Annotated in this window: 20 protein-coding genes; 15 read left to right on the top strand and 5 right to left on the bottom strand. The window is 46.3% G+C overall.

Going from position 1 to position 20,883, the window contains the following annotated elements:
* Positions 1 to 152 precede the first annotated feature (152 nt).
* From MBO_RS01640 to MBO_RS01650, 3 genes are read left to right on the top strand one after another with little or no spacing between them, the layout of a single operon-like run.
* Positions 153 to 1,127, top strand: a complete 975-nt coding sequence (locus MBO_RS01640; protein WP_052585225.1) for an energy transducer TonB — start codon at positions 153 to 155, stop codon at positions 1,125 to 1,127.
* Positions 1,128 to 1,178: 51 nt separating this feature from the next.
* Entirely contained in the window at positions 1,179 to 1,733 is a 555-nt protein-coding gene (locus MBO_RS01645) for a MotA/TolQ/ExbB proton channel family protein (protein ID WP_036362452.1), read from the top strand.
* 10 nt (positions 1,734 to 1,743) lie between these two features.
* On the top strand, positions 1,744 to 2,145 hold the full coding sequence (locus tag MBO_RS01650; protein WP_036362455.1) for an ExbD/TolR family protein: 402 nt from the start codon (positions 1,744 to 1,746) through the stop codon (positions 2,143 to 2,145).
* A 73-nt stretch (positions 2,146 to 2,218) separates the two neighbouring features.
* Here MBO_RS01650 and MBO_RS01655 read toward each other — a convergent pair whose 3' ends face one another.
* Genes MBO_RS01655 through dnaQ form a run of 4 tightly spaced genes read right to left on the bottom strand, consistent with a single transcriptional unit; the run spans position 2,219 to position 6,593 of the window.
* Complete coding sequence (locus MBO_RS01655) at positions 2,219 to 3,511, bottom strand: DUF2868 domain-containing protein (protein WP_052585226.1); 1,293 nt, start codon at positions 3,509 to 3,511, stop codon at positions 2,219 to 2,221.
* Positions 3,512 to 3,513: 2 nt separating this feature from the next.
* Positions 3,514 to 4,371 (bottom strand): RnfABCDGE type electron transport complex subunit B, encoded by an 858-nt coding sequence (locus MBO_RS01660; RefSeq protein WP_227540048.1) that lies wholly within the window; start codon positions 4,369 to 4,371, stop codon positions 3,514 to 3,516.
* Positions 4,372 to 4,386: 15 nt separating this feature from the next.
* Positions 4,387 to 5,253, bottom strand: a complete 867-nt coding sequence (gene nudC, locus MBO_RS01665) for an NAD(+) diphosphatase (protein ID WP_227712642.1) — start codon at positions 5,251 to 5,253, stop codon at positions 4,387 to 4,389.
* A complete protein-coding gene (gene dnaQ / locus MBO_RS01670; RefSeq protein ID WP_036362458.1) occupies positions 5,250 to 6,593 on the bottom strand; it encodes a DNA polymerase III subunit epsilon in 1,344 nt (447 codons plus the stop codon). Before dnaQ ends, nudC begins: the two co-directional genes overlap by 4 nt.
* Positions 6,594 to 6,844: 251 nt before the next feature.
* Here dnaQ and MBO_RS01675 point away from each other — a divergent pair, with 251 nt between their 5' ends.
* The 7 genes from MBO_RS01675 to MBO_RS01705 all read left to right on the top strand — a co-directional run bounded on the left by MBO_RS01675 (position 6,845) and on the right by MBO_RS01705 (position 13,182).
* The gene (locus tag MBO_RS01675; protein WP_227712643.1) at positions 6,845 to 7,486 is read left to right on the top strand and encodes a class I SAM-dependent methyltransferase; all 642 of its coding nucleotides are present in this window, start codon (positions 6,845 to 6,847) and stop codon (positions 7,484 to 7,486) included.
* A complete protein-coding gene (locus MBO_RS01680; protein ID WP_036362463.1) occupies positions 7,470 to 8,693 on the top strand; it encodes a TIGR03862 family flavoprotein in 1,224 nt (407 codons plus the stop codon). The genes MBO_RS01675 and MBO_RS01680 overlap by 17 nt, the downstream gene beginning before the upstream one ends.
* A 147-nt stretch (positions 8,694 to 8,840) precedes the next feature.
* Complete coding sequence (serC, locus tag MBO_RS01685; protein ID WP_036362469.1) at positions 8,841 to 9,923, top strand: 3-phosphoserine/phosphohydroxythreonine transaminase; 1,083 nt, start codon at positions 8,841 to 8,843, stop codon at positions 9,921 to 9,923.
* A gap of 99 nt (positions 9,924 to 10,022) precedes the next feature.
* Positions 10,023 to 10,799: a hydroxyacylglutathione hydrolase gene (gene gloB, locus MBO_RS01690; RefSeq protein ID WP_052585227.1), complete on the top strand. Its 777-nt coding sequence runs from the start codon at positions 10,023 to 10,025 to the stop codon at positions 10,797 to 10,799.
* Between the two features lie 13 nt (positions 10,800 to 10,812).
* Complete coding sequence (locus MBO_RS01695; RefSeq protein ID WP_036362477.1) at positions 10,813 to 11,391, top strand: manganese efflux pump MntP; 579 nt, start codon at positions 10,813 to 10,815, stop codon at positions 11,389 to 11,391.
* 81 nt (positions 11,392 to 11,472) lie between these two features.
* Positions 11,473 to 12,321 (top strand): 16S rRNA (adenine(1518)-N(6)/adenine(1519)-N(6))-dimethyltransferase RsmA, encoded by an 849-nt coding sequence (gene rsmA / locus MBO_RS01700; RefSeq protein ID WP_036362480.1) that lies wholly within the window; start codon positions 11,473 to 11,475, stop codon positions 12,319 to 12,321.
* A gap of 9 nt (positions 12,322 to 12,330) precedes the next feature.
* Positions 12,331 to 13,182: a symmetrical bis(5'-nucleosyl)-tetraphosphatase gene (locus tag MBO_RS01705; protein ID WP_036362483.1), complete on the top strand. Its 852-nt coding sequence runs from the start codon at positions 12,331 to 12,333 to the stop codon at positions 13,180 to 13,182.
* 62 nt (positions 13,183 to 13,244) lie between these two features.
* Here MBO_RS01705 and rpsT read toward each other — a convergent pair whose 3' ends face one another.
* Positions 13,245 to 13,514, bottom strand: a complete 270-nt coding sequence (rpsT, locus tag MBO_RS01710; protein ID WP_036362486.1) for a 30S ribosomal protein S20 — start codon at positions 13,512 to 13,514, stop codon at positions 13,245 to 13,247.
* A gap of 300 nt (positions 13,515 to 13,814) precedes the next feature.
* Between rpsT and MBO_RS01715 the strand changes: the two genes are divergently transcribed.
* The 5 genes from MBO_RS01715 (at position 13,815) to MBO_RS01735 (ending at position 20,804) form a co-directional block, all read left to right on the top strand.
* Positions 13,815 to 14,525, top strand: a complete 711-nt coding sequence (locus MBO_RS01715; RefSeq protein ID WP_036362491.1) for an NAD-dependent epimerase/dehydratase family protein — start codon at positions 13,815 to 13,817, stop codon at positions 14,523 to 14,525.
* Positions 14,526 to 14,658: 133 nt separating this feature from the next.
* Positions 14,659 to 17,346 (top strand): DNA gyrase subunit A, encoded by a 2,688-nt coding sequence (gene gyrA, locus MBO_RS01720; RefSeq protein WP_036362494.1) that lies wholly within the window; start codon positions 14,659 to 14,661, stop codon positions 17,344 to 17,346.
* Between the two features lie 152 nt (positions 17,347 to 17,498).
* Positions 17,499 to 18,227 (top strand): DUF3800 domain-containing protein, encoded by a 729-nt coding sequence (locus tag MBO_RS01725; RefSeq protein WP_036362497.1) that lies wholly within the window; start codon positions 17,499 to 17,501, stop codon positions 18,225 to 18,227.
* A 480-nt stretch (positions 18,228 to 18,707) separates the two neighbouring features.
* Complete coding sequence (locus MBO_RS01730; RefSeq protein WP_036362505.1) at positions 18,708 to 19,685, top strand: DUF1852 domain-containing protein; 978 nt, start codon at positions 18,708 to 18,710, stop codon at positions 19,683 to 19,685.
* Between the two features lie 84 nt (positions 19,686 to 19,769).
* Complete coding sequence (locus tag MBO_RS01735) at positions 19,770 to 20,804, top strand: methionine synthase (RefSeq protein ID WP_036362510.1); 1,035 nt, start codon at positions 19,770 to 19,772, stop codon at positions 20,802 to 20,804.
* The last annotated feature ends 79 nt before the right edge of the window (positions 20,805 to 20,883 follow it).

Genomic DNA, 20,883 nt, shown 5'->3' on the forward strand with positions numbered 1-20,883 from the left:
TGTTATAATAATGTTTTACAGTTTGTGGAATATTTAAAAAAAATTGGCTTGATATTCTTTATAAAATCCAATATAATACGCCATTGATAATTATTATCGTTCGTATTATAGCTTATCACTCGACAGCATAGGTGTAGCAGGCAGTCATCATCATGAATAATGTGAATTCTACTTCGAATAATGGCATCAAAGCCATGGCGGTTGGTGTGGCGATTGCGCTGCATGGTTTGGCAGGGTTGGGCTTGGCGCACATGCAGATGCCGGAGCTTAAGCCGCTAAAGATCACACCGCCCATCAAGATAGAAATCATTGAACCCATCAAAGAGCCTGAAATCGTTGAAATAAAAATCAACAATCTAGAATCGCCTGAACCACCCAAGCCGATCATGGCGCCAAAAATTGAAAAAAATCCGGATCCACGTCCTGCGCCTGCGCCTACAAAGCCAAAAGTAGCAGAAACAAAGCCTGTCAAGCCCCAACCGGTGAAGCCCGCCCAAACCCCTAAGGTGACTGAACCAGAGGTTGAAAAACCACAAGTAACACAGCCCTCAGTAGATCAGGCGCAACTCATCGCTGCACAGCAACGCGCACAAGAGCAGGCAAGATGGGAGGCTCAGCAACGTGCTGAAGCTGATAGATTAGCTCGTGAAAAAGCAGCTGCCGAAGCTCGTGCAAGGGCAGATGCAGAGGCCAAAGCTAAAGCCGAAGCTGACGCTAAAGCAAGAGCAAGAGCCGAAGCTGCTGCCAAAGCTGCCGCCGCAGCCGCAAAAAATAGCACTGATGCAGGTAGTGGCAAAGGTCATAACTCAGGCGACAGCATAGGACCTGTGTCTTTAAGTGCTGCCGAAGTCGATGCAAGCTGGAGAAGAAAGCCAAACTTAGCTCAACTATGCTCTCCTAGACTAACAGGTAAAACGGTGAATGTCACTGTTAAGCTAACGATTGATGAAAAAGGCTCTATCCAAAATGCTAGCGTTACCCAGTCATCAGGCGACAAATCCTTTGATAGAGATGTTGCCAGAGCTTATAAAAGTGGCAGGTTAAAGCCTTTTATTAGAAATGGTCAGGCGGTTAAAGGCTTTGCAAACGTACCAACAGCCATTACTATCCCTAGTGGTGCTTGTTAATTTAAATTATTAGTTTGATATTATAAACTTTACCTTTTGTGAGGAATTGTTATGGATTTTGCATTTTATTGGGGTCATACAGACGCCGTTAGTAAAACCCTATTCTTTATTCTATTTGCTTTATCTATCATCTCGTGGGTAGTTGGCATCATTCGTGTGGCACAGTCGTGCAAATTAGCAGGCAGCATCGGCGATAGCCTAAAGCAGTCAATCTCCAGTTCAGCTACTGATCTAGACGGGCTTGATTTCGGCCAAAAGAAAATGGTCGTTGAGCAAAAGCTGCTTCAAAACGTCGCTCGCTATCGCTACGAGATGGAAAAAGGTCTGCCAATCTTAGGCACGACAGCATCGATTGCGCCATTCATTGGCCTGTTCGGTACGGTTTGGGGTATTTTCCATGCCTTGCACAGCATCTCTAAGAGCGGTCAGGCTGGTCTGGCACAGGTGGCAGGCCCTGTGGGTGAGGCGCTCATCATGACTGGCTTAGGTCTGGCGGTGGCGATTCCTGCGGTGGTGTTTTATAACATAGCGACACGCATGAACAAGCGCGCCATTCATGTTGCGAATGATGCAGCGCACCAGATTTTAGCTCAGACGGCGCGATAAGGAGTCTGTTATGGCGTTTGAATTAGGCGATCAGGACAATGGCGGCATGAATGAGATGAACCTCATTCCGCTCATTGACATCATGCTTGTGTTGATGATTATCTTCTTAGTCACGGCAACCGTGCTAAATCCTACCGTACCGCTCGATCTGCCAAAGACCAGCGCAAGTGTGAATGAGCAGCCGCCAGAAGTGCTACAAGTTAGCATCGACAGCCAAGGCGACATCTACTGGGACAGCCAAAAAATCAGCCTAGAAGAACTACAAAAACGCTTCGCTGATGAAGCCGCCAAAGGCAATGACCCACAGGTGCATCTGCGTGCTGATCGTGAAGGTAAATACGACATGGTCGCACAAGTTTTGGCGACAGCGAGCACGGCAGGATTGTCTAAGATTGCTTTTGTAAATGAGTGATTCATGAGTAATCGATGATGAATGTATAATAAAAAGCCTTGTGTGATACAAGGCTTTTTTTATTATAGATGATTTATTCATCGATGATGGCAATGCCCATCTTACCAAGCTTTTGATGCCATGCTTGGGCGTGGTTATTCTGAGCATTATCAGCATTGATAATTTGTGCTACCAACCCAGCCGTCGCCAAGCCAGATACCTTACGCATGACGCCACGATCGGGCAGGATGTGTGCATCGATGAGAAGGTAAATGAGCGCATCAGATGCTTTGGCGGTACTGATGGCTTTATCAATGCTACTCTTATCGTCAACTACACCAAATTCATGGCAGATATTGATCGATGGATAGGTGATGGGTGTGTCATTCGGGCGCTCTAGGATGACGCTAATGAATGATTTGTCACTGATGTCCATCGCAGGGGGTGTGATGATGGCACTGCTTGGCGTGTAGTCATCAGGGTCGATGACGCGCTGACTAAATGCATTTAATAAAGTAGCGTAGTAAGGCTTTTTTTGATCGATTTGAAAATCGTGGCGTGACTTGATAAGGCAGGTCACGTACGCGATGAATCTTGGTAGAATGCCATATAATGCGATGCTTAGCATGACCAGCCAGGCAAATTTGGCATTCTGTTCGCTTGATGGTGCGCTCATGTTTGGCAAGTCAAAGCCAAGCAAATTCGGTAGTACCCCAAAGATCTGCATCATCTGCACAAAATGAGCATCGGTAAGCAGTGTTGACTCCCAAGTAAAATCGTAACGACGAAATAAGAATAAGCATAACAATGCCACACTGGCGCCAGTCAGTGATGACAGCCATGCACCATGCAGCAGCGCACCAAGATACCAGCGGCGCACAGGGCGATGGATGTCAATCTGTAACTCTAAGGCGTGCTGCATGGGTGGATTATCACCTGCATCGATGATCTTATACAGTAGCGGCTTTTCGATGGTAAGCCGTGACAAAACCCCACCCAAAAATGACAAGTCATCACGACGAATCAGCCCGATAACCCACCATAGCAGCGATAGGCTGTGCCAACCCAGTAGCGCGAGCAGCACATAGAAGAAGTTGATGATCTGAGTGCCAAGTAAGCCCATCACACCAACAAAACCCATCAAAAAACAAATGATATAAACCAACCGTCCATAGCCTTTGATGTAGAATTTGGCTTGGTCTAGGGCGGACTCTATCTTGCCATTACTGTCAATCTTATGCGCGCGGATGAATAGCTTATCCAGCGGCGAGGCAGATTCGGACTTGACAGCTTCGGTGATGGTCTTTGGGTGCTGTGCGAAGATATAGTGGCTTTCTTCTAATCTTCGTACAAGATCGGTATGTTCGTGGGTGTGTCTGATGGTCATGATCAGCTCGACTCTAGGGATTGTAGTTCTTGATGAAGTTGTGCTAACTTTGTACGTATTGTATCATCATCTCGAACGGACAGCTGTTTGGTGAGTTTTTTTATTTGGGTGCGAAGCTTCGCTGCGGCGATGGTGTTTTTTGCGGTGTTGGCATTGATGGACTGTGTGGTCTGGGTAGATTCGCTGATGACGTTTGCCATCGCTGATTCCACGGTACTAACCACAGGCTTGGTGCCTTGCTTGATGCTGCGTTCGACGCGGTTTAAATGATGGTGATAGCGGCGGCGCAGATTTGACTGCTCATCGATGCGCTGCTCATCGCTCAGTATTCGGGGGTATTCCACCAGTTCGATGCAGTCCACAGGGCAAGGGGTTAGACACAGCTCGCAGCCTGTGCATAGATCGGTGATGATGCTGTGCATGTGCTTGGCGGTGCCGATGATGGCATCGACAGGGCAGGCGGGTATGCATTTGGTGCAGCCGATGCAGTCAGGTTCGTTGATGATGGCGCGTACTTCGATAGGGCGCTGAGTTTGTTTGTCGGTGCGCCATTTGCTGGGCGTGGCTGCACTACTGACAACACCTAGAATGTCTGCGATGCGATCGGTGACATCTTGCCCACCTGGTACGCACAGATTTGGTGCTTCGCCATTCATCACGATGCCATGAGCATAAGGCAGACAGCCATCATGATGACCGCACAGACCGCACTGAGTCTGTGGCAATACAGCATCGATCTGCACGATGGCGATGCGTTTGTCATCTGGTATGTCATCTAGCCTAAGCGGGCTAAACAGGACGGGCAAATCTTCTAATCGGGTAAATGTGATGGTCATGGCTGGCAAGCGCTGGCTGTTCATTAATCTAATTGGTGGTTAAGTGGGCAGATGAATGACGCTTTGGATAAGCGTGTGTGCGATCGTGCCTACTTTTGGCGTTAGGGGTAGATTATCTACATCAAAAAATCTAGCATCTTTAATCTCATCTGCCTGAGGGTAGATCTCACCACCGGCATAATCAGCGATAAACCCAAGCATTAGGTTCGTCGGATATGGCCATGGCTGGCTGCTGTGGTAGCGTAAGTTGGAGACTGACAGACCGACCTCCTCCATAACCTCGCGATAAACGGCACTCTCTATCGACTCGCCTGCCTCTACGAATCCTGCGATGAGTCCATACATGCCAGTATCACCATGTCTGTGATGCAGTGCAAGCAGGATCTGGCGCTTAGCGGTTGTTGGGTGAATGCGTGTGATGGCGGTGATGATGCACGGCTGTACACGTGGATAGACGCGGTGACGGCATCTTTGGCACATCATGGCGTGTTCGCTCTGATGACGATGTGTGCGACCACCACAGCGCGAACAGAATTGATGATCTTGCTGCCATAATATCAGTTGAATCGCTCGGCTAATGGTGTGTGCTAAGGCGTCATCTAGCGTGTTCACGGCATTTCTATAACTTAAGAATGCCAAAGATTTGTGCGTGCTGGTGTCGTATTTATCACCATAGGCGTGAATAAGTTTTGTCTTGATGGCAGCGTCTTTTGAGATGGCGAAGGTGTTAGATGGCGTAACTTGAGAAGCGTGTCCGTTATGCACTTCACCAAAGCCAAGCAAGACCGCTTCGCCAAGCGAGACCGCTTCATCTAGCATCACCCCTTGAATCGTGATGGGCAAGCCATCTTCATCGCACAGGACACTGTCCTTATCTATGATCAGATATTCTACATGATTCATCATGACAGCACCGTCGCACGCCAAGTGCTGTCTGCATCCATGTCACCAGCAGAAGTGCATATCAAACCCGCCAAATCAGACAAATCCTGAAAGCCCGTCGCGCTTGACTTGGCATCTGCATGATCGTCGCCGTATTCCATCTTTATCGCCATCTGCCCGCCTGTCATCGCAAGATAGACTTCAGCCAGAATCTCGGAGTCAAGTAAAGCTCCGTGGAATGTACGATCTTGATTGCCAACATCTAAGCGACGAACCAGAGCGTCAAGTGAGTTTTTTTGGCCAGGATAGAGTTCCTTGGCGATGGCAAGTGAGTCGGTGGTTTGGATGCGATCTAGAAAGTCGGTCAGACCAACTTTATCAAATTCCATCTTCAAGAATCGCATATCGAACGCGGCATTATGTGCGATGACCTCGCTACCTATCATAAAATCATAAATCTGCTGCGCAACATCGGCAAACTTCGGTTTATCTAGTAAGAATTCATTTGAGATGCCGTGAACGCGGATAACTTCATCATCCATCTCTCTTTCAGGATTGATGTAGACGTGTAGCTTGTTACCGGTGAATTTACGATCGACTATCTCAACGATACCCACCTCTACGATGCGGTCGCCACCTTGATCCTCAAAACCAGTGGTCTCCGTGTCCATGATGAGCTGGCGAGCGCGTGAACCATAATTATTCGGCGATGGTAGAATCGCCCAAAAGTCGCCATTAGCGCGCTGAGTATTACCATCGTAATCGGGATTTTGGTTGTTGTCAGGGCTTATCTTAAAAGTGTGGTCATTCATGACTGTGGCTTGTTTTGGATTATTGGTATTATTTGGTTCGCTTTGGTTGGATGTATCAGCATCAGGTGGGTGGTCGGGATTGTCAGAACTGATGTATTCTTCACCTGCACCGATGACGCCTTGATTGGCCAGTTGGTCTGCCATCTCATTGCCTTCGTGTCCTGCGTGCCCCTTGATCCATTGCCAATCGATCATGCGACCTTGGGTCAGTGCATCGAGATCCTGCCACAGTTCAACGTTTAGAACGGGTTTTTTGTCGGCTTTGCGCCAGCCGTTCTTTTTCCAGTTGTGTATCCATTGGGTGATGCCGTCTTTAACGTAGCCTGAATCTGTCCATATCTGTATGGGCGTGTCGGTAGGGGTGTGCTTTAGAGCGGTGATTGCGCCTAATAGCTCCATGCGGTTGTTGGTGGTGTCAGCTTCCCCGCCCCAGAGGTTATGGATGTCGCCATTAGGGTGGATGATGTGCGCGCCAAATCCGCCCGCCGATGCGCCTTGTTTGCCATTGCCTTTACAGGCACCGTCAGTGTAGGCGATGATATAGTTATTCATGATAAAACTGTGATTTAAATAATATGGATAAACCGAACATTATAAATCATCGCTTGGCTTTTGTCATTTTAGATCATTAATTTAAACATTATTGATACAAGTGGCATATTTTAAGGAAGTTCATCAAATCAGGCAGTGCATTCGTGGTAGCGGGTGAGTGCTTTGGGATTAATTTAGCAGTGGGTAATTCATGAATTTATCGGATAGATTTGCTATAATAATTGAATATTTTTTTGTTAAAAGCGATGACCATGAGCGATTTATCCCACCGTTTTAACCGCCTGTTTCGCACAGATGCGATCAGCCCACCTAAGAATGTCGAGCCGTTAGATGTGTCGAATGCGCCATTATATTTGGAAATTGGTGCTGGCAAGGGCAAGCACGCCTTATTATTCGCCAAGCAGAGTCCTGATAGGCATTTGATCGCGATTGAGCGCACCAGCGAGAAATTCGAAGCATTCGATAAGCTTGCTAAGGCGGAGAACCTGCCTAATCTCAACGCCGTCCATGCTGACGCCATCGCTTACACCGCGCATCACATCGCCCCAAACTCGCTTGATGGCGCATTCATTCTATACCCCAATCCTGAGCCAGCCAACAAGAATCAGCGTTGGCTGAACATGCCGTTTTTTGAATTTTTGGTGTCGCGACTAAAGCCAGGTGCGACCATCATCCTTGCCAGCAACATCGGCGAGTACATTGATGAGGCGCAGCATCTGCTTGATGAGGTATGGTTATTGCCTTATGAGCGATTCGAGATTGATGCAGAATCGGCACGTACGCATTTTGAGATTAAATATCTGGCGCGCGGAGAGAAGTGCCAAGAGCTCATCATTCTAAAGCCGAACTATTACCAAACTCGATTCGATCAGATTGATGACCCAAAAGAATAATTCTGCCCCAGCCGTCGCCATCATAGGCGCAGGCGCATCGGGTCTAATGGCGGCGGAAGTGCTGTCAGCGCGCGGTATTGAGGTTCATGTATTTGAGCAGATGCCCACTGCAGGACGCAAAATTTTGATGGCGGGTAAGACAGGGCTGAACATTTCGCATAGTGAGCCTTTGGATGACTTTGTGATACGTTACACACCAAGCGATGTGATGGCGAAGTTTGTCCGAGATTTTCATGCTGAGGACATACGCACGTGGATGAATGGACTTGGTATCGATAGCTATGTCGGCTCTAGCGGACGCATATTTCCTGTGCAGATGAAGGCGTCTGACCTGCTGCGTGCGTGGCTATCTAGGCTGAGCGAGCAAGGGGTGCAATTTCATTATCGTCATGCCTGTATGGGTGTGCAGGATAATTTGGTAAATTTTATAAAAAAAGATAAGCGTGGGGATGAGCTTGATCGCTTTGAGCGTCGGTTTGATGCGATTGTCTTGGCGTGTGGTGGTGGATCTTATGCGCGCCTTGGTAGTGATGGTGCTTGGCAAGCTTGGTTCAGTGATGATGAATTAACACCGCTGTATGCCAGTAATGCTGGTGTGGTGCGTTCGTGGTCGCCATTCATGAATGATGTCTTTGGACAGGCATTAAAGCGCATCACCATCACAGCAGGCGACGAATCTGCACATGGTGATGTGGTGATTAGTCATTATGGCATGGAGAGTGGGCTGATTTATAAGTTAAATCATGCCATGCGTACGATGCTTAACGAGTCGGGGCGTATTCGATTGCAGATTGACCTGATGCCAGACAAGTCCATTGACGACATCGCAAAAGCACTTAACAAATCAAAAAAACAATCACTGAATAACAGCCTACGCAAAGCAGGGCTGGATGCCACAAAAATAGCCTCATTAAGAGAATGTACACATAAGACCGACTGGTCGGATTTATCAAAAATGGCAGCATTTGTTAAGAATTTGCCTGTTGATTTTGATGGGTTTCGACCGATGGATGAGGCGATCAGCACGGGCGGTGGCGTAAGGCTGTCCGTGGTAAATGATCAATTGCAATCACGTCGTAACCCTCATCTATTCATCGCAGGCGAGATGTTGGACTGGGATGCGCCAACTGGTGGCTATCTGCTGACCGCTTGCCTTGCAATGGGACGTATGGTGGGGCAGAGCGTTGCTGATTTTATCCAAAATTGACAACCGTTGGGCTTGAGCGGCTAAGATGGCTGATGTTGGCATGTGCATCGGTTAAGTTTATCATCAAAACCACCCATTAAAGCCTTAAAATCTGCTACAATAGCAATCAATTTTTATCATATTTATTTACTAACTTTGGGGATTGTTATGACTCGTTTTGCTAATTTTTGTGCTGGCCCTGCATCAATGCCGACCGCTGTCTTAGAAAAGGCCCAAAATGAGATGCTTGATTGGCGTGGCACAGGCGCGTCTGTCATGGAAATCAGCCATCGCAGCGCTGACTACATTGAGATCGCCAGTAAGGCAGAGGCCGATCTGCGTAAGCTGATGAACATCAGTGATGATTATGCGGTACTGTTTTTGCAAGGTGGTGCTGCATTGCAGTTCTCGGCGATTCCTTTGAATCTACTCAATGGCGGAACAGCCGATTATCTAAATACAGGCGCATGGTCAAAAAAGGCTTACAAAGAAGCCAAGCGTTATGAAAACTTAGGTTTGGGCAAGGTTAACCTAGTCGCTACCGGTAATGGCGCTGATGTACCAACTCAAGACTCTTGGCAGCTGACGGATGGTGCGGCATATTTTCATTATTGCCCAAATGAGACCATCCACGGCGTACAGATCTTTGAGACGCCAAAAGTCAATGCGCCAATCGTGGCTGACATGTCATCTTGCATCCTGTCCGAGCCGATTAATGTGAATGATTTTGGTATGATTTATGCAGGTGCACAAAAGAACATCGGACCTGCCGGATTGACTTTGGTGATTATCCGCAAGGATCTGCTAGAGCAAGCGTCGTCTTGGTGTCCGAACATCATGAATTATAAAAATCAATTCGACAATGACAGCATGCTAAACACACCATCGACCTATGCATGGTATCTGTCAGGATTGGTGTTTGAGTGGCTATTGGATAATGGTGGTGTTGAGGCGATTGCTAAGATTAACCGAGCCAAAGCACAGACGCTATACCGCGCCATCGATGAGAGTGATTTTTATCGCAATAAGGTCAACCCAAAACACCGCTCCATCATGAATGTGCCATTCCAATTGGCGGACACTAAGTTGGATAAGCTATTCTTAGAAGAAAGTAAAAAAGCAGGTCTATTAAACTTAAAAGGTCACCGTGCCGTCGGTGGTATGCGAGCGAGTATCTATAACGCCATCACGCTTGAGCAAGTAGAATCCTTGGTTGATTTTATGAAAGCTTTCGAGCAAAAACACGGCTAATGTGGCGGTCACATGGAGAAACCACGGCAGGACGCAGGCTCTTGTGCGTGGTTTTTCTATCTCATCGGCGTATCAATATAAAACAACAAGGATAAGATCATGCTAAATATTCATGCGTTAAAAGCATTTAATGATAATTATATCTGGTTGCTGGTCAAGGGCGATCAAGCCATCATCATCGATGCAGGCGATGCACAGCCAGTCTTGGATTATCTAGCAGATAATGCGCTTAAACCCATTGCTATGATCATCACACACCATCACGATGATCACACAGGCGGCGTGGCGAAAATTAAAAATACCTATCCTGGAATTCAGATCATTGCCCACAGCACCCATGGAGTTAATGCCACCCAATGTGTGGATGAGGGTGATGAGTTTGAATTGCTGGGCGTTGTATTTAAGGTATGGCGAACAGCAGGGCATACAGACACCCATTTATCCTATCTGTGCGACATGGGCGATAGGAAGCATGTATTCTGTGGTGATACGCTGTTTAGCGGTGGCTGCGGGCGCGTGTTCACAGGAACGATGGGCGAGCTTTTTGATAGCATGATGCGATTTAATGGTTTGGCGGATGACACGCTATTTTATCCTGCGCATGAATACACATTGTCCAACCTTAAATTTGGTCATACAGTTTGTGCTGATGATTATAAAACGGCAATTGAAAATGCCATCGCTGAGACTAAAGTCAAGCTCACTCGTGGCGAGATTTCATTGCCTACTACGCTGGGTAATGAAAGACAAATCAATGTGTTCTTGCAAGTGCATCACGAGCAGATGATAGATACTATCAAGGATAAATACCCACTTGCTGATGAATTGCCACTGAGTGTATTCACCGCGCTACGCGAACTAAAGAATAACTTCTAAGATTTTTGCACTCATGAGTATTGTTTCTTTGGTGGCGTTGGCACTTGGTATGTCGATGGATGCCTTTGCCACCGCCATCGCCAAAGGGGCGACCTACCAGAACCCTAGCCTTACCAGAGCATTGAAGGCGGGTGTGTTGTTTGGGGTGATCGAAGGGGTTGCACCCATCATTGGCTGGCTGCTTGGAGAGGCGGCGCAAGGCTGGCTGTCTCATGTGGATCATTGGGTGGCTTTTGCGCTGCTTGGCTTTTTGGCGTTTAAATTCATGCGCGATGCACTCAAAGGCGATGTGCAGATCAAAGATGATCAGCAAAACATGGCAAAAAGTGGCTTTGGACTCATGTTAATCACCGCAGTGGCAACGAGCATTGATTCACTGGTCGTGGGTGTGTCACTTGCCTTTTTGGAGGTGAATATCTGGCTGGCTGCCGCCCTAATTGGCTTGGCGACGATGATTATGGTTACACTTGGGCTGTATCTGGGTAACCGACTGGGGCGTCGTTTTGGTAGGGTTGCCATGTTCGTTGGTGGGGTGGTGTTGCTCATGATCGGCACGATGATTCTAGTCAGTCATCTGATGAGCGCGAGCTGACGTGATTTGTCTAGACGAGCGGCATAGAAAAAACATCAAAAATATGCTATCATTAATTGTTATAATCATTCAAAGAGCAACATGCGACACATCCCAAAAACCCCACAAGAAGCCCGCCACGCCCCAAGAAAACGCTTTGGGCAGAACTTCCTTCATGACACCAGCGTGATTCGTCAGATCGTTGATAGCATTCGCTTATCACGTGGCGATAACTTGCTTGAGATTGGGCCTGGACTTGGTGCATTGACTGAGCCGCTCTTGTCTGAGGTTGATGGCATGACTGTGGTGGAGCTTGATCGCGATTTGGCAAGTTCATTAAAAATCAACATCGGCGCGAACAGCCATGAAGATTTCACCATCATTAATGACAATGCTATGCACGTAGATTATCGCGAACTTGCGCACAAAGTGGGTAAGGGTGCATTTAGAGTGGTGGGCAATCTGCCTTATAATATCTCAACGCCCATTCTGTTTCGCTTGTTGGAATTTAGCGATGTTATCACCGACATGCATTTTATGCTACAAAAAGAAGTCGTTGATCGGATCACCGCTGAGCCGAACACCAAGGCGTACGGGCGACTGTCCGTCATCATGCAGTACTATTGCATGGCAGATTATCTCTTGACAGTGCCAAAAGGCGCATTCAACCCACCACCAAAAGTCACCTCTGCAGTGTTTCGTCTAACCCCATTTAAACAAAAACCCATCACCGCCCAAGACGAAGCGTTATTTGCGACCATCGTTCGTGAGACGTTCAACCATCGCCGCAAGACCTTGCGCGCGATATTCAAGACCGTGAGCCTATTACCAAAACTACAAGAACAAGACTTTGAATCTGTCGGCATCGATCCTCAGGCACGTCCAGAGTCGCTATCAGTGGCAGATTTTGTTCGCCTGTCTGACCTAGCGGCTCAAAAGCAAGTTAATTAATAAAAACCTATGAAAGACCAACAACTTATCAACAGAGCCTATCGCCATGAATACGTGATTGGCGATTTGCAGGGGTGTTTTTTTGCATTTAATCGTCTGCTTGAGATCTTAGATTTTGATGAGACACAAGACAAAATCTGGCTGGCAGGTGACATTGTGGCACGCGGTGAGGATTCTTTGGCAACCTTACGAGAGGTTAAGAGACTATCGGATATCGGCGCGCTGACCACAGTATTAGGCAATCATGACATCACGCTCGTCGCGGTATGGCGTGGTATCATGCCGCCTAAGCCAAAGGATAAAACCTTGCCCATCTTTGCTGCGCCAGATTGTGACGAGCTGTTAAATTGGTTACGCAAGCAGCCGCTGTTAGTGTTCCCTGATGACAAGACAGTGCTGGCCCATGCAGGCATCCCGCCCAATTGGTCAATCGATGATGCTGATCGCCATGCCAGAGAATTGCAAAAGGCATTAAGCGGTGATCTTGATGATCTGGACGAGCTACTGCCAAAGCTATACAGTAAGAAATCTGAAGGCTGGTCGGATGAGCTGCGCGGTGCCAAGCGGATGCGTGCGATAGCCAACTACCTCACCAGAATGCGACTGTGCGATGAGAATGGCGTCTTGGAATTTAGCTTTAAAGAAGGGCTATTAGATGAGATGCCCAAAGGATTTCGTCCTTGGTTCATGTGGGATGTGGCGCGGGAAAGACGCATTTTGTTTGGTCATTGGGCAGCATTAAAGGCGCAGATCGCCAGCGCAAACGTTCGTGCGCTAGATGGCGGCTGTGTGTGGGGTGGTGAGCTGGTGGCTTACCGTCTAAGCGATGGCGCAGTGATTCGATTTGGCGATGATGATTGAGACAGTCTCACCAAAACATAAAAGCCCTAACAGAAGTTAGGGCTTTTATTATTCACTAGCAATTAAGCGTCTTTAAGTGCTTTGATTGCTTTGTTTAGGCGACTCTTATGACGAGCAGCTTTATTCTTGTGGATGATGCCTTTGTCAGCCATACGGTCGATTACTGGAACAGCTTTCTTGTAAGCTTCAGTAGCCGATTCGTATGATTTTGCTTCGATGGCTGCATTCACGCGCTTGATGAAAGTACGCACCATAGAGCGTTGAGACGCTAAGTGTTGGCGACGTTTAGTGTTTTGACGAGCGCGTTTGCGAGCTTGTGCTGAGTTTGCCATGGTTTATCCTTGGATAAAAAATTGTTAATGTTAAATTCAAAAATGCTAAGCGAGATAATTCTGGCAGCCACCGAATTATCAATTTTGGTATTCATGACCAAAAATAGACACGTTGCCTAACATATAAAGCACCATTTTATCAAAATATCTAAAAATACTCAATAAAAATCGACACTTATCTGAGGATTGGCGTATTTTACGGTATTTTTGGGGTATTTGGCAAGCCCTTGACGTAACACAGTGAGAAATTTGAAGCAAAATTATGGTAAAATAGCCTGATTTTAGAATGTTTTTTGATTTATGAAAAGAAAAGCAATTATCATCGGTGGTTCGGGGCGTGTAGGACAGGCGTTGGTGCGCGAGCTTTCTGCATTATATGACACACTCATTATCATCACACGCACACAGCCACGAAGCATCAGTGAGAACATGCACGTGTATCATGTGAATAACTTTGATGCGTTGGAAGATACCATTGCTTCGATGCCCATCGGCGCTGATACGGATGCTTTTAGTTGTCTGGGCGCTGCCAAAAAAGACACCGCCAGCCAAGATGAATTTTATCAGGTTAATGTGCTGTTTAATATCGCCTTTGCCAAAGCTTGCCGTGATAAGGGCGTATCTCGATTCTTTTATTTGTCAAAAGCAGGTGTGGAGAGTGCAGGTAAAGACGCTGAGCTCATCGCCAAGGCGGATGTTGAGTATTATCTAAAAACCCTAAAATTCGATGATGTGACGGTGTTTAGATTGCATAAATTAAGCCCCGCCAAAGAGAAGCTTTCTTTAAAAACAGCCGGTAAGCTGAGCCTTAATCTTGCCAAAAATACCATCGGTGCCATCATACCTTTTGATAAAACGAAAATGCTTATGCCAAAACGTGTGGCGGCTGCCATGTCGCTGGCTGCTTATCGGCTGAATCTACGGAGTAAATACCGCACGAATGAAGAGAATTTTCACGTGATTTCTCATGATAAGATGTGCGCCATGACCGAAAAACAAACACATCATTAAGTGTGGTTGGTATTGCTCCCAATTTTCCATCTTAATGCCCAAAAAAGCCCTGCTAATGCGGGCTTTTTGTGTTATTTTTTATAGTTTTATGGTAAAATAGACGTTTGATTTTAAAGAGAAAAAAGGGTTCTTTATGACCGATAGCGTAACCCCCGTTGGGATTGTTGATGAATTAAAGCAGTCCTACCTTGACTATGCGATGAGCGTCATCGTCTCTCGTGCCTTGCCTGATGTGCGAGACGGCTTAAAGCCTGTTCACCGCCGTGTGATGTACGCCATGCACGAGCTGTCCAATGATTATAACAAACCCTACAAAAAATCTGCCCGTGTCGTGGGCGATGTTATCGGTAAATATCACCCCCACGGCGACACTGCCGTGTATGATGCCATTGTGCGTCTTGCCCAGCCGTTTTCTATGCGGTATATGATGGTGGACGGACAAGGTAACTTCGGTTCGGTGGACGGCGACCCGCCTGCCGCCATGCGTTATACCGAAGTGCGTATGCAAAAACTCACGCATCAAATGCTTGCCGACCTTGACAAAGACACGGTGGACTGGGAGGATAACTATGACGGCTCCGAAAAAATGCCGTCTGTGCTACCTGCCCGTGTGCCAAACCTGCTTGTCAATGGAGCAACGGGCATTGCGGTGGGTATGGCGACCAACATGGCACCGCATAACCTAACCGAAGTTGTGAACGCTTGTCTTGCCTATGCCGACAATCCACAGATTGATGGCGATGAGCTGGCAAGCCACATCAGCGGACCTGATTTCCCCACAGGTGGTATCATCTATGGGCGAAGTGGCATTTTTGACGCTTATCGCACAGGTAAGGGGCGACTGCACATTCGTGGGCGTTATGTTATTGAAAATATGGAAGGGGCAAGTAAAGACCGTGAACGCATTGTCTTTACTGAGATTCCTTATCAAGTCAATAAAGCCAAACTCATTGAGCAAATCGCCCAACTTGTCAATGACAAAAAATTAGACGGTATCACAGGCGTGCGTGATGAGTCTGACAAAGAGGGTATGCGGATTGCCATTGACCTAAGACGTGGCGAAAATGCCGAAGTGGTGGTAAATAATCTATTTTTGCAAACACCCTTAGAGTCCAGTTTTAGTATTAACATGGTTGCTCTTGACAACGGACAGCCACGCCTTATGACCTTGCATGACTTGATTGCCAGCTTTATCCGTCATCGTCAAGAAGTCGTTACACGCCGTACCATTTTTGAGCTGAATAAAGCCAAAGCTCGTGGACATTTGCTAGAGGGTTTGACCATTGCCCTTGCTAACATTGATGACATCATTGAGACCATTAAAAAGTCCGCCAACCGTGCCGAGGCTCGTGAGAACCTGCTTGGGCGTATCTGGCAGGCGGGCAATGTGGTTGTCATGCTAAAAAATGCAGGGGCAACGTCTATCCGCCCCGACATTATAGAGGGCGAGGATTTAAACGCCCCGTTTGGGCTTATCAATGACGACAAAGAATACCGCCTATCACCCGACCAAGTAAACGCCATTTTGGATATGCAGTTGCATCGCTTGACAGGTTTGGAGCAGGATAAATTGTCCAAAGAATACCAAGAGATTTTGGGCGAGATTGCACGCTTACAGATGATTTTGGCGGATTTTGATAAGCTCATGGGCGTGATTAAGGCGGAGCTTATCCAGATTCGTGATGATTTTGGCGATGAGCGTAAGACCGATATTGTGGACGCACGAGCTGATTTTAGCCGCGAAGATTTAATCCCAGAGCAGACGGTGGTCATGACCGTGTCGCATACAGGCTATGCCAAAACCCAAGCGGTGAGCGACTACCAAGCCCAAAAACGTGGCGGAAAAGGCAAATCAGCGACCGCCATGAAAGAAGATGACGTGATTGAGCATTTATTAGTTACCAGTACGCATGCCCATATTTTGTGCTTTACCAATACAGGGCGAGTGTTTGGCTTGCGTGGCTTTGAAGTGCCGATTGCGTCTCGTGGCTCAAAGGGCAGACCGCTTGTCAATCTTATCAACATTGACCCAAGCGAGAGCGTAACCGCCATTTTGCCCGTGGAGAGTCTGGCTGATGACGGTAAATTTGTGTTTTTTGCCACGGCAAGCGGTACGGTCAAGCGTGTGGCATTGTCGCAATTTGCCAATTTGCGTGCCAACGGACTAAGAGCCATTGACCTTGTGGATGGCGATACCTTGATTGGCGTGGCGATTACGGACGGTGAGCAACAGATTATGCTGTTCTCCAACGAAGGCAAAGCCATTCGATTTAAAGAATCCGCCATTCGTGCCATGGGACGTACTGCCAAGGGCGTGCGTGGTATCCGTGTCAATCTGCTCGCCAGTCTCGGCTTGGACGATGATGAGCCGACCGATGATGATACCGATGATAGTGATAATGACAGCGTAGTGTCGGTCAGTCGCGTGGTGTCGCTCGTGGTTGCCCCACAGGCAGGCGAGATTTTGACAGCGTGCGAAAACGGCTACGGCAAACGCACTCCGATTGACGACTATCCGACCAAAGGACGTGGCGGTCAAGGCGTGATTGCCATTAAGACGTCAGAGCGTAACGGTCAGCTTGTCAAAGCGGTGGCGGTAACAGGCGATGAAGACGTGATTTTAATCTCCGATAAAGGCACGCTTGTCCGCACACCTGTCGCTCAAATTGCAACCGCAGGACGTAACGCCCAAGGGGTCAAGCTCATTCGCATTGGCGAGAGCGAAACGCTGGTGGGGCTTGCCTGTGTGGAACATGAAGAGCCAAGCGATGATGACAGCGAACATGGCGAGGTGATAGAAGCGAGCCAAGATGGCGAATGATAAAAAAGGCGGATTGATGTCCGCCTTTTTGTTTGGGGGTATTATTTTTTTGACTTAACCCACCATCTTATTTTTTAGAAAAAAACAGGATAGTATTTTTTGGTATTTTGTTTTTATAATGACGACAAAATAGCAAACCGTTAAGAGATGACATGAATTTTAGTGATTATATTGTTTATGTAGATGAAAGTGGCGACCATAATTTGGATAACATCAATTCAAAATACCCTATTTTTGTTTTGGCATTTTGTATTTTTAATAAAAGATATTATAACAATCATACTGTTAAAGAGATTCAAAACCTAAAATTTAATTATTTTGGGCATGACATGATTATTTTACATGAGCGAGACATTCTAAAACGTAAGGGGGTGTTTAATCAGCCCAATGAGACACACCAAGCATTTTTAAATGATATTAGTGAATTGATGAAAAATAATAAATTTGTTGTCATCGCTTGCGTTATTCGCAAAGATGAACTGCCCAAAGCCGATACTGCGGACAATCCTTATCATTTGGCAATGTCAATGGGGCTTGAACGCTTGAATGATTTTTTGGATGAAAAAAGACAGCAAGATAACCAAACTTTTGTGGTATTTGAGCAACGTGGATTGAATGAAGATAAATTGTTAAAAGCTGAATTTGAGCGTGTTTGCCAAGATAAATGCTATCCATTTCAACTGATTTTGGCATCAAAATATGCCAATTCATCGGGTATGCAACTGGCGGATTTAATCGCACGACCCATTGGTAACCATGTATTAAGACCTGATCAGACTAACAGAGCCTTTGATATTATTAAACATAAATTTTATTGTAAGCATGGAGCAAGCAATACAGGGCATAATTATGAAGATTTGGGATTGAGAGTTTATCCCTAAAACAAAAGCCCCAAATTTCTTTGGAGCTTTTGCCGACTAGGAATTACGCTTACGCTACCCTGTCCATGGTTATATCTTATCCTTATTTGTGCATAAGGTCAATGAAAATTGCAAAAAAATGTGCATAAAATTGTAAAAATATTTACATAAAATTAAAACGCGCGTTGAACTAGCTTCATAGGGTACGTCCCACGCACCTTTTGAATAAAAAAATCTTATTGGTGCGTATTACGCACCTTGCCACCAATAAGAAATTTAATGCGGTTTTGTGGGAACAAACACAACACCCAAAAAATCATACCTTATCACCAACCAAATTGCAATTTACCCCCACAAATCCACTCAAAAACAAACGCCCAAAACCAAAAAAATCTCAAACCTGAATTTTTTTCAACTTTTTTTAAAAATATATCATTTTTCTTTATCACAAAAATGTGGTTTAATATACACATTCCAAAAACAACCCCGCAAGGTGAAAAAATGACCACACAATTTCAATGCCGAGTGCATGCCCAGCGTTTTGATGAAAACTATGAGCCAGCCAGTAGCACTCGTTTGACCACCAACTTTGCTAACCTAGCTCGTGGCGAAAACCGCAAACAAAACCTACAAAACGCCATTAGAATGATTAACAACCGTTTTAACGATTTGGCGACTTGGGACAACCCAACCAACGACCGCTATTCGGTGCTGATTGACATTGTGTCCATTGACATTGACGTGTCAGGCAAGGGCGAATTTTTCTCAGGATTGGAGTGGCTAAAAACGTCTGTACTTGACCACAAAACAGGCAAAACCATTGATGGTATCATCGGCAACAGCTTTTCATCGTTTGTCCGTGATTATGATTTTAGCGTGCTACTTCGTGAGTACAACAAGGATAAGCCTGAATTTAGTGTGCCAGAAGGCTATGGCGATTTGCATGGCAAATTGTTCAAATTTATGGTTGCGTCCGAAGAGTACAAAGCCCAATCCAAAAAACCGCCTGTACTGTGCCTTAGTGTTGCGACCACTCGCACCTACCACAGAACGACCAATACGCACCCGATTTTGGGCGTGGAATATGTACAAAACGACTATTCATTGACCGATGAATATTTTGCCAAAATGGGCTTAAAAGTGCGTTACTTCATGCCACCAAAATCGGTTGCTCCGTATGCGTTTTATTTTGATGAAAATGCTGATTTGTTGAACGATTACACTAACTTAGAGCTCATCAGCACCATTGCGACCATGGAAGCGTTCCAGCGTATCTATCGCCCAGAGATTTATAGTGCCAATTCGGTGGCGGGGCAAGTGTACAAGGGCAGTCTAACTTATGAAGACTATGCCGTGCCGAAAGTGGATTATGACCGTGTGGAGCGTAACGATTTGGCGGTAAAACAAGGCAAACTTGCCGAAGAGCAATTTATTAAGCCGTATAAAGAGATTTTGGACGCTTGGCTTGCCGAAAAATAAAAGATGAATTTCAATCAACCGATTTAATTGTCGGTTGATTTGAATTTTTTTGGTATAATGCAAATTTTAATTTAGGAAAATACAATGAGCAAAATTTTACTTCCCACTTCCACCGCAGGCAGTCTGCCAAAACCATCTTGGCTTGCCGAACCCGAAAAACTGTGGTCAGAATGGAAATTTGAAGGCGATGAGCTACGCCAAGCCAAGCAAGACGCCCTTTTGATATCGCTTGCCGAGCAGTCCAGAGCGGGCATTGACATTGTCAGTGACGGTGAGCAGACTCGTCAGCACTTTGTAACCACGTTTATTGAGCATTTGGACGGTGTGGATTTTAACAAGCGTGAAACCGTCCGCATTCGTAACCGCTACGATGCGTCTGTCCCTAGCGTGGTAGGCGATGTGTCTCGCCCAGAATCAGTGTTTGTGGACGATGCCAAATTTTTGCGTCAGCATACCGACAAGCTCATCAAATGGGCTCTGCCTGGTCCGATGACGATGATTGATACCTTGTATGATGGGCATTATAAGAGCCGTGAGAAGCTCGCGTGGGAATTTGCCAAAATCCTAAATGAAGAAGCAAAAGAGCTAGAAGCGGCAGGCGTGGATATTATTCAGTTTGATGAGCCTGCGTTTAATGTGTTTTTTGATGAACTAAACGATTGGGGCGTGGCAACTTTGGAGCGTGCCATCTCCGGGTTAAAATGCCAAACAGCGGTACATATCTGCTACGGCTATGGCATTAAGGCGAACACCGATTGGAAGCAAACGCTTGGCAACGAATGGCGACAATATGAAGAGAGCTTCCCAAAACTGCAACAATCCAAAATTGACATCATCTCACTAGAATGCCAAAATTCTCGTGTGCCAATGGATTTGATTGAACTGATTCGTGGCAAAAAGGTCATGGTTGGGGCGATTGACGTGGCGACCAATGAGATTGAAACACCTGAGCAAGTGGCGGATACGCTTCGCAAAGCCTTGCAATTTGTGGACGCCGATAAACTCTACCCAAGCACCAACTGCGGTATGGCTCCACTATCTCGTGCGGTTGCTCGTGGTAAGTTGCACGCTCTTAGCGAAGGGGCGAAAATTATCCGTAACGAGTTGACAGGTAAATAATCAGCCAAATCGAATGAATGTTGGGTTTTCTGTATGAAAATCCAACATTTGTATTTATAAAATAATTTAAGAAAATAAC

Origin of the sequence: Moraxella bovoculi 237, assembly GCF_000696305.2 — a bacterium.
Classification (GTDB): Bacteria; Pseudomonadota; Gammaproteobacteria; order Pseudomonadales; family Moraxellaceae; genus Moraxella; species Moraxella bovoculi.